The sequence below is a fragment of the Butyrivibrio sp. WCE2006 genome (assembly GCF_000701985.1).
GTDB lineage: Bacteria > Bacillota > Clostridia > Lachnospirales > Lachnospiraceae > Butyrivibrio.
The window spans coordinates 1-2,933 of sequence record NZ_JNKH01000082.1 but is presented as its reverse complement, the minus strand read 5'-3'; the positions used below and the strand labels follow the sequence as shown (position 1 = coordinate 2,933).

Below are 2,933 nucleotides of genomic sequence, written 5' to 3'. Positions count from 1 at the left end.
TGAGTCGTAGCGGTGGCTACGGCGATTGAAGATGACGAAGCGTATTGAGAATTAGACAAGTAATTTATCAAATTGTCATTCAGACAAGACACTAGGATACTCATCCATCTCTTCACCATTATTGACTCTTATAAATTCGATATCAATTTCTTACCATCTTCCTCAGGTAAATTAAGGTTATCTTTTGGTATCTACTAATACTCCTAAAACTACAAATCTTAAATCATCCTGCGATGTACATGTTGAAAGAATAACAACCTTATCATCTTTATTTACAGGTATCTCAGAGTCCATATACGATTTAATTCTTACAGGTTCAGCATCTGCCACAAATGCTTTAGCTTCTTCCCCAGTGTAATCATAAATTACTGAATCATTAGGAACATCCATGTAAGCAAATACTTTATACCTATATTCAGCATCAGGTGTTATTATTTGAAAATATTGATGATCATTATAGTATTCCTTACTCTCTCTATAATCTCTAAGCTTTCCAAACATGGATTTATCTTTCATATTGTGCCCATAAATTATAGAATTTGAGTCATTAAAATCCTCTGCAGACCTGTAATCAAGGAAAATTGCTCCTGTATTAGCTTCCTCTCCTGTATATCCGATATTTAGATATTTTTCATTGTCTGAGCCCTGCATTATTGGATATGAAATGGATGTATTCTCAATAAATAACCACCCTACAGTCTCAGGATATTCATCTTTAAGACTCGTTAAATCAACATCACATGGCTCCCAATCAGTATCTGATTCTGAAGCATTAGACTTATCCGCAGTTCTGTCTTCTGCTTCCTCATCATTGGCTTTAGTAATATTGCTATTTTTCGTAGATTTAGATAATCCACCTTCATTATTAGCCTTTGAAGACTCAGCAATCTCCGCATCATTGCTATGATCTACATCATTACTATCATCTACATCATTGCCATTAACTACGCCTTCATCGGATTCAGACTCTGTACTCTTATTATTATCCTCATTAATACCGGTTTCTTTTTTAATCTCCGTATTCTTATTTATGTTCGTATCTTTATTTATGTCTGTGCTTTTATTAGTATCAGAATCCTTTTTAGAGTCATCATCATTGTTAATGTCTGTATTTCCTACATTTTCTGTATCTTCTGTAGTACGGTTACCCATATTACCTGATGTATTATTTTCTTCTTTTTCCTGAGCATCAGAATTTATATTCTTGTCAGCAACTTGATCTTTTTTATCCTGCTCTTTGTCATCAGGAATTTCTTCAGTCGACAGTTCACCATCCTCAGAAATAGTCTCATCTGATTGATCTACATCCGGTAAACTTTCGTTGCTGTTATCTTCAACCTCGACATTACTAATATCTGAATCACCTAAATCATCTTCTATTTCACTATCTGCTTCTAATGCTGCCAGTTCTTCATTATTACCACTATTCTCACGATTAACAATGAATTTCTCTTTATTACGATCAAATACTACTACTCCAAGCACTCCTAAGATAACAATCGCTCCAATAATTATTATCTTTTTACCCTTCTTTATAAGTCCCAAAATATAATTCAATAAGGAAAGAATATACTCAGGTATAATAAAAATAATATTTATCAGAACAATGACCGCAAGAACCATATATGTTATCAGTTTTGCATTTTTCTTATGATTTTCGTTATAATTCCTTGCAGAAAGAGCAAGCTTTGTAATAATTCTCTTTTTAAGTTCGTTCACTAAATTATCATTCTCCTCTAAAATATTGCACGAAGAAGATTATAACACATTTTTGCTATTGTTCCCTGAAAAATATTTGACCATCATCAGTCATATTATCTATTATTGCAAGAGAAGTTAAATCGTATCCCATTTTACGTAAATCATCCCCGCCATGCTGAAATCCTTTCTCAATACAAATCCCTATTCCGCAAATATTTGCACCAGCCTGATTACATATCTCTATTAAGCCTTTCATAGCATTTCCGATAGCGATAAAATCGTCAATAATCAAAACGTTGTCATTTGAATTAAGAAATTCACGTGATATTGTCGCATCGTATTCCTTATTATATGTATAAGAACTAATTCTTGAAACGAATACATCCTTTCCAATGTTTAAACTTTTGGATTTTTTTGCAAATACAACCGGTACATGAAAATATTTGGCTGCAAAGCATGCTATTGCAATACCGGAAGCTTCTATTGTAAGTATTTTTGTGATATCTTTATTTTTATATTTCTCATAAAAGGCTTGCCCAATCTTATCAAGGATATCTACATCTATCTGATGATTTAAAAAGCTATCTACTTTAAGAATATTTCCCGGATAAACTTTCCCACATTCTACTATCTTCTCTTCTAAAGCCTTCATTAATCCTCCTTCTTTCGATTAACTATACCTCAATAATTTCTTTACCCATACTAAAAAAAGGATTCCGCTAACGAAATCCTATCTAATTATATGCAATATAATAATATTGCACATACTATATTCAATTAATAATCTTAAAGTCTTTATTCCATATAAGTTCAAGCCCATCATACAAATAAGTAAGTTTTCCATCAGGATAAAGACTTATAAATTTGCTTGTAATATCAGATGGGTTATCCTTAGAATTATAGAAAACACCACCCTCGTTGTTATAACCCTGCTTCTCATAAACAAAACCATCAATAAGCATACGATCAGGAAATGTGACTACTCTAGACATTTTCACCCTCCAATATTGTGGCTGTTAATTAACAACTATTTGGATTTTAACATGTAAAGCAATCAAAGTAATTGATGTAAATTAATCAAATTCATAATTTGAATCATAAAAAGAACTGTAGGATCTGCTAAAGAAATAATTAATTAAAAAGATGCCTAGACTCGGAATCGAACCAAGGACACGAGGATTTTCAGTCCTCTGCTCTACCAACTGAGCTATCTAGGCAAATTGAGTAGCGGG

General features: G+C 32.5%; 3 protein-coding genes and 1 tRNA gene. All 4 read right to left on the bottom strand.

The features are described from left to right. Positions 1-177: 177 nt before the first annotated feature. A complete protein-coding gene (gene srtB, locus T501_RS20555; RefSeq protein ID WP_050008423.1) occupies positions 178-1,719 on the bottom strand; it encodes a class B sortase in 1,542 nt (513 codons plus the stop codon). A gap of 55 nt (positions 1,720-1,774) precedes the next feature. Continuing rightward, positions 1,775-2,353, bottom strand: coding sequence for a xanthine phosphoribosyltransferase (locus T501_RS19260; RefSeq protein ID WP_026511764.1), 579 nt, complete (start codon positions 2,351-2,353; stop codon positions 1,775-1,777). 121 nt (positions 2,354-2,474) lie between these two features. After that, positions 2,475-2,693: a hypothetical protein gene (locus tag T501_RS19255; protein WP_026511765.1), complete on the bottom strand. Its 219-nt coding sequence runs from the start codon at positions 2,691-2,693 to the stop codon at positions 2,475-2,477. A 152-nt stretch (positions 2,694-2,845) separates the two neighbouring features. Then, a tRNA-Phe gene (locus T501_RS19250) sits at positions 2,846-2,918 on the bottom strand. Positions 2,919-2,933: the final 15 nt, after the last annotated feature.

Excerpts from the sequence above, each read along its gene's own strand:
- T501_RS19260 (WP_026511764.1), bottom strand. The coding sequence starts at position 2,353 with ATGAAGGCTTTAGAAGAGAAGATAGTAGAATGTGGGAAAGTTTATCCG.
- T501_RS19255 (WP_026511765.1), bottom strand. The coding sequence starts at position 2,693 with ATGTCTAGAGTAGTCACATTTCCTGATCGTATGCTTATTGATGGTTTT.